The organism is Pseudomonas aylmerensis (genome assembly GCF_001702265.1).
GTDB lineage: Bacteria > Pseudomonadota > Gammaproteobacteria > Pseudomonadales > Pseudomonadaceae > Aquipseudomonas > Aquipseudomonas aylmerensis.
On sequence record NZ_MAUE01000049.1, the window covers coordinates 42,550 to 48,968 of the forward strand.

The window sequence follows — 6,419 nt, forward strand, 5'->3', positions numbered from 1 at the left end:
TGGCGCAAAACCGGTATGTGCCTGGCGTTGGCGGCCGCTATTGGCCTGGTGGTGTATGCCGTCCAGGCTCCCGCCGACGCCCCCCAATACCTCACGGCTAGCGTCGAACGCGGCGATATCGAGAATGCCGTGTTGGCCACCGGCGTGCTTGAAGGCATCAAGCAGGTCGACGTCGGCGCCCAGGTTTCGGGCCAGTTGAAGTCGCTCAAGGTCAAGGTCGGCGACAAGGTGAAAAAGGGCCAGTGGCTGGCAGAGATCGACCCGCTGATCCTGCAGAACACCCTGCGCAAGGCCCAGGTCGACGAAGAAAACCTGCAGGCCCAGCGCCGTGCCACGGCGGCCCAGCTCAAGCAGGCCAAGTCGGTGTATGAACGCTACAAGGGCCTGCAGGATGATGAGTCGGTGTCGCGACAGGATTTCGAAGACGCCGAGTCCACGTTCCAGGTGCAGCAGGCCAACCTGCTGTCCCTGGATGCGCAGATCAAGAGTGCGCATATCCAGATCGACACGGCCAAGGTCAACCTGGCCTACACGCGCATCGTCGCGCCCATCGACGGCGACGTGGTCGGCATCGTCACCCAGGAAGGCCAGACGGTCATTGCCAACCAACTGGCGCCGGTGCTGCTCAAGCTGGCGGACCTGGACACCATGACCGTCAAGGCCCAGGTCTCGGAGGCCGATGTGATTCATATCAGCCCCGGCCAGCAGGTGTACTTCACCATCCTCGGCGAGGCCGACAAGCGCTACTACGCCAAGCTGCGCGGCACTGAGCCGGCGCCGCAGAACTTCCTCGAGACCCAGACCGCCGGCACCCCCAAGCAGAACACGGCGGTGTTCTACAATGCGCTGTTCGACGTGCCCAACCCTGACCATCGCCTGCGCATCGCCATGACCGCCCAGGTGCGCATCGTGCTCGACACCGCCGAGGCCGCGCTGATGGTGCCGGTGGCCGCGCTGGGTCCGCGCAACCCCGATGGCAGCTACCCGCTGCGGGTGCTCGACGCCAAGGGCAAGGCGCTGTCGCGGCAGGTGAAGACCGGCATCAACAACAACGTCAAGGTGCAGATCCTGGAGGGCCTGGCCGAGGGCGATAAAGTCGTGATCGGCGATGCCTCGCCGGCCGTGGCGGGGAACTGAGCCATGACCCAGCCACTGTTGGAACTCAAGGGCATTACCCGCAGTTTTATCGCCGGCGAGCGTGAATTCATTGCGCTCAAGGGCATCGACCTGACCATCGAAGCCGGCGAGATGGTGGCGATCATCGGGGCCTCGGGCTCGGGCAAATCGACCCTGATGAACATCCTCGGCGGCCTCGATTACGCGACCGCCGGCAGTTACAGGATCAACGGCATCGAGACCCGCTCACTCGGCGATGAGCAACTGGCCGAACTGCGCCGCGACTACTTCGGCTTTATCTTCCAGCGCTACCATTTGCTTGCGCACCTGAGTGCCTTGCACAACGTGGAAATGCCGGCGATTTATGCCGGTACCGCGCAAACCCAGCGGCACGCCCGCGCGGGGGAGCTGCTCGCACGGCTGGGCCTGGCCGGCCACACCAGCCACCGGCCCAGCCAGCTCTCCGGCGGGCAGCAGCAACGGGTGAGCATTGCCCGCGCCTTGATGAACGGCGGCGAAGTGATCCTCGCCGACGAGCCCACCGGTGCCCTCGACACCCACAGCGGCAAGGAGGTGATGCGTATCCTCGCCGAGCTGCACGCCGCCGGGCACACGGTGATTATCGTCACCCACGACCCCAAGGTGGCGGCGAATGCCCAGCGCATCGTCGAGGTCTGCGATGGCGAGATTGTCAGCGACAAGGCCAACCAGAGCAGCGGCCTGGAGCTGCCCGCGGAAGCGCCCGTCGAGCCACGGCGCAGCGGTGCGCGGCGCCTGGTGGCGAGCCTGGGGTTGTTCAAGGAAGCTTTCAATATGGCGTGGGTCGCGCTGGTGTCCCATCGCATGCGCACGTTGCTGACCATGCTCGGCATTGTCATCGGCATCACCTCGGTGGTGTCGATCTCGGCCATCGGCGAAGGCGCCAAGCGCTATGTGCTCAAGGACATCCAGGCGATCGGCAGCAACACCATCGATATCTTTTCCGGCACCAGTTTTGGCGACAGTCGCGCGTCGGCCATCGAGACGCTGATGCCGTCGGATGTGGACGCGTTGAAACAGCTGTATTACGTCGACAGCGCGACCCCGGTGGTGGGCCGCAACCTGTTGCTGCGCTTTGGCAACATCGACCTGGATGCGCAGGTCAATGGCGTCAGTGATCGCTACTTCAAGGTCAAGGGCTTGAAGCTCGAGGCCGGGATCGCCTTCAGCGAAAGCGATGCACGGCGCCAGGCCCAGGTGGTGGTCATCGACCACAACACCCGCCAGCGCCTGTTCGGGCCAACTGTCGACCCGTTGGGCCAGGTGATCCTGGTGGGCAACCTGCCGTGCACGGTGATCGGTGTCACGGCCGAGAATAAAAACATGTTCGCCGCCAGCAAGGCGCTGAACGTCTGGGTGCCGTATGAAACCGCCGCGGGGCGGCTGCTGGGCCAGCGCCATCTGGACAGCATCACGGTGCGCATCAAGGACGGCCAGCCGAGCAAGGTGGTGGAGGAGAACGTCAACAAGCTCATGCTGCAACGCCACGGCACCAAGGATTTTTTCACCAACAACCTCGACAGCATCATGCAGACCGTGCAGAAAACCAGCCGCTCGCTGGCGTTGCTGTTGTCGTTGATTGCGGTGATTTCCCTGCTGGTGGGCGGTATCGGCGTGATGAATATCATGCTGGTGTCGGTCACCGAGCGCACTCGCGAAATCGGTATTCGCATGGCGGTGGGCGCGCGACAGTCGGACATTCGCCAGCAGTTCCTGGTGGAGGCGGTGATGGTGTGCCTGATCGGCGGGGTGATCGGGATCTCGCTGTCCTACGGGCTGGGCTTGCTGTTTTCGCTGTTTGTGAAGGAGTGGGAGATGGTGTTTTCGGTGGGCTCGATCGTCACCGCGTTTGCCTGTTCGACGCTGATTGGCATTGTGTTTGGCTTCGTGCCAGCAAGGAATGCGGCGCGGCTGGATCCGATCGAGGCGTTGGCGCGCGATTGAGTGCCCGAGGTCGAGGTGGACCTGTGGCGGGCAGGGCAAGCCTGCTCGCCACAGCGGGGGCTAAGGGGCTGTTTCATCCTTGGTGGCATACATCCACCGCAACAACGAGTGCCGCCCGCTGATCCCGAGCTTGATCGCCGCGCGTTTGAGGTAGCTCTCGATGGTGTTGACCTTCAACGCCAACTGCTCCGCCAGCTCCGGTGCCGTGCGCCCGGCCAGCAGGCCCACGCACACTTCCAGTTCACGGTTGGACAAGGTCAGCCCCGACTGCACCAGCCGTTCTTCGATGCGCCGGCGCAGGGTGTCGATGCCTTGGTTCTGCGCGGGCACCGGGTCGCTGTCCTGGCGGCACGGGTGGAGCGCGGTGATGTGTTTTTCGACCATGGGCAGCAGCAGCGTGGAGAAGTCCTGCAGCATGCTGCGTTCCTGCAGCGAAAAGCTTTCGGATTGGTGCGAGCGGTACACCGAGAGCACGTAGCGCACGTCGTCTTTGTGGCGGGTGAGGTGCAATTGTGCGGCCGGTTGTTCCACGCCCAGGGTCACCACGGAGTCGGTATAGACCGGGCTGATCTGGCGACGGGTGTGGCCTTCGTGACTGACGCGCAGTTGGGTGATATGGGTGGCGTCCACTGCCAGTTGGGTGAGGATCAGGTCATGCAGCATGCGTGGGAAATGGCGACTGCCGGTGCTTGCGATGACCTTGCCTATATGTGGGAACAGGTGTGAGTTCATCAGTTCGTCCATGAGTTTCGGGTGCAGGACGTATGCTAGTACAGCCTGGCGGGGTGATGGGGATCCAATCCGCAAAAAGCCGCATTAAACCCCCTACAGCCCGCGTAAGCCCTATCTCACAGACTGCGACGCCAACACCGGCTGCCGGGGCAGGGCGCGGGTGCATTTGGCCAGGGCCTGCTGCACGTCCGCCAGCAGGTCGGCGACATCCTCCAGGCCGACCGACAGGCGCACCAGCCCTTCGCTGATGCCATGGTGCGCGCGCTGCTCGGGGGTGTAGGTGGAATGGGTCATGCTCGCCGGGTGCTGGGCCAGTGACTCGGCGTCGCCGAGGCTGACCGCGCGGGTGAACACCTTGAGCGCATTCATGAAACGCCGGCCGGTGTCGATCCCGCCCTTGAGCTCGAAGGCGATCATGCCGCCGGACATTTTCATTTGCTGCTGCGCCAGTGCGTATTGTGGGAAACAGCGCAGGCCCGGGTAGGTCACCGACTCCACGGCCGGGTGTGCCTGCAGGGCTTCGGCCAGCGCCTGGGCGTTGCTGCAATGACGGTCCATGCGCAGGGCCAGGGTCTTGAGACCGCGCATCAGCAGGGCCGCGTCCTGCGGCGACATCACCGCACCGGTCAGGTCCTTGAGGCCTTGCAGGCGGATACGCTGGGCCAGGGCCTGGCTGCTCACGGCAATACCGGCGGTGATATCGCCGTGGCCGCTGAGGTACTTGGTGGCCGAGTGCACGACCACATCGGCGCCGAGGTCGAGCGGGCGTTGCAGGTAGGGCGTGCAGTAGGTGTTGTCGACCACCACGGTGATATCGCCATGTTGGTGGGCGAGGGCGGCCACGGCGGTGATATCCACCAGTTGCAGGTTGGGGTTGGCCGGGGTCTCGCAATAGATCATGCGTGTGGCCGGGCTGATTGCCGCTTGCAGGGCGGCCAGGTCAGTCAGGTCGACGTGCCGCACCTTGATGCCGAACTCGCCGATGCCGTGGTGCAGCAGGGCGAAGGTGCAGCCGTAGACGGTCTGGCCGACGATCACCTCGTCACCGGGGCGCAGCAGGGTCCAGAACGTCGCGGCAATCGCGCCCATGCCCGAGCTGAAGGCTACTGCCGCCTCGCCGTTTTCCAGGCTGGCCATGCGCGCTTCCAGGAGTGCCAGGGTCGGGTTGGAAATACGCGTATAAAAGTGCCCATTGGCTTCGCCGGCAAAACACGCGGCGCCGTATTCGACGGTGGGAAAGGCGAACGTCGCCGACAGATAAATGGGCGGGACAAGCGCGCCGTGGTGGTCCTTGGGGTCGTAGCCGTGGTGGATGGCGCGGGTGGAAAAGCCGAATGCATTGTGTTTATTGTTCATGTCGGACGCTCCTTATTTCCTACAATGCTATGCTCATAACCAAAGATGAACGTTGCAAAGTTTGCTGCCAAATCCCGCGTACCGGGATGAAAACCCGATAAAAACAACAATCAGAGGCAAGATATGCCCGTGAGTCTCGATCGTACCGACAAGGCCCTTTTAAACGCGCTGCAAGGCAATGCGCGCCTCACCGTAGCGGAACTGGCCGAGCGGGTGTCCCTCACCACCTCGCCCTGCTGGCGCCGCGTGCGCAACCTCGAAGAGAGCGGCGTGATCAGTGGTTACCAGGCGATCCTGTCGCCCAAGGCGCTGGGGTATGGCGTGACGGCGTTTGTCAGCATCATGATGGACAGCCACACCCAGGAAATTGCCCGCGCGTTTGAGCAGCGGCTGCTTGAAATCCCGGAAATCGTGGCGTGTCATAACGTGTCGGGGCGGTATGACTTTTTGCTTGAAGTGGTGGCCAGGGACCTTGAATCGTTCGGGGAGTTTGCGCGGGAGGTGTTGCAGACGCTGCCTTGTGTTAAGGAGATTTATTCGAGTTTTTCCTACAAGTCGGTGCGGGCTTTGCGGGTTATTCCGTTGCCGGGGTGACGGTCGGGTTTGCATTCTTTTATTTGGGTAACGGCTGCTATTGGTTCCGCCCTTACGGCGGGTCACTTTTGGAAAAGAGCCCCAAAAGTAACCAAAAGGGCTCTTGCCCCAACACTCGGCACCTCGCCTAGGCTCGGTGTGCCCGTAATCCGACATTGATTTGGGGGGCCGCCGCCACGCGCCATCCATGGCGCGGGGCGGCTAAACCGGCATCCCTGCCGGTTTACCCCCCAAATCAATATCGAATTCCGGCCAGCGTGTTTGATGGGGCGCCTAGATCAAGATCAAAAGCAAAAGCACGGCGGCCTGACAGCCGGCCTGAGTGGTTAGATCAAGAGCAGAAACCTCTAGGAGCCGGCTCCCACAGAGGATCGGCGGTGTTGGCCTCGATACCGGCCTGACGCAAGCACCCTTGAGTCACACCCCATAATCCGCCGCCCTGAAAACCAAATGTGGGAGCCGTCGAGCCCCAGCGAGGCCGCGAAGGCGGCGGCATTGCCAATCAATTTCGCGCCTGACCCACCGCTTTCGCGGCCTCGCCGGGGCTCGACGGCTCCCACAGGGAATCGGCGACCGGCCTGCCGTAATCGAATATAACTCAGCGCCGGAAAGCCCGGATTACCTGACCGGTTACTACC

The 6,419-nt window shown here is 63.0% G+C and carries 5 protein-coding genes; 3 read left to right on the forward strand and 2 right to left on the reverse strand.

The features are described from left to right. The first annotated feature begins 15 nt into the window (after positions 1 to 15). Positions 16 to 1,137, forward strand: a complete 1,122-nt coding sequence (gene macA / locus BBG20_RS31425; RefSeq protein WP_065910375.1) for a macrolide transporter subunit MacA — start codon at positions 16 to 18, stop codon at positions 1,135 to 1,137. Positions 1,138 to 1,140: 3 nt separating this feature from the next. After that, positions 1,141 to 3,099: a MacB family efflux pump subunit gene (locus BBG20_RS31430; protein WP_065910370.1), complete on the forward strand. Its 1,959-nt coding sequence runs from the start codon at positions 1,141 to 1,143 to the stop codon at positions 3,097 to 3,099. A 60-nt stretch (positions 3,100 to 3,159) separates the two neighbouring features. On the opposite strand, the gene BBG20_RS31435 is transcribed toward BBG20_RS31430, so the two are convergent. Then, positions 3,160 to 3,831, reverse strand: coding sequence for a helix-turn-helix transcriptional regulator (locus BBG20_RS31435; protein WP_177343972.1), 672 nt, complete (start codon positions 3,829 to 3,831; stop codon positions 3,160 to 3,162). 111 nt (positions 3,832 to 3,942) lie between these two features. Then, on the reverse strand, positions 3,943 to 5,187 hold the full coding sequence (locus tag BBG20_RS31440; RefSeq protein WP_065910373.1) for a methionine gamma-lyase: 1,245 nt from the start codon (positions 5,185 to 5,187) through the stop codon (positions 3,943 to 3,945). 123 nt (positions 5,188 to 5,310) lie between these two features. Here BBG20_RS31440 and BBG20_RS31445 point away from each other — a divergent pair, with 123 nt between their 5' ends. Beyond that, positions 5,311 to 5,781, forward strand: a complete 471-nt coding sequence (locus tag BBG20_RS31445; protein WP_065910374.1) for an Lrp/AsnC family transcriptional regulator — start codon at positions 5,311 to 5,313, stop codon at positions 5,779 to 5,781. Positions 5,782 to 6,419: the final 638 nt, after the last annotated feature.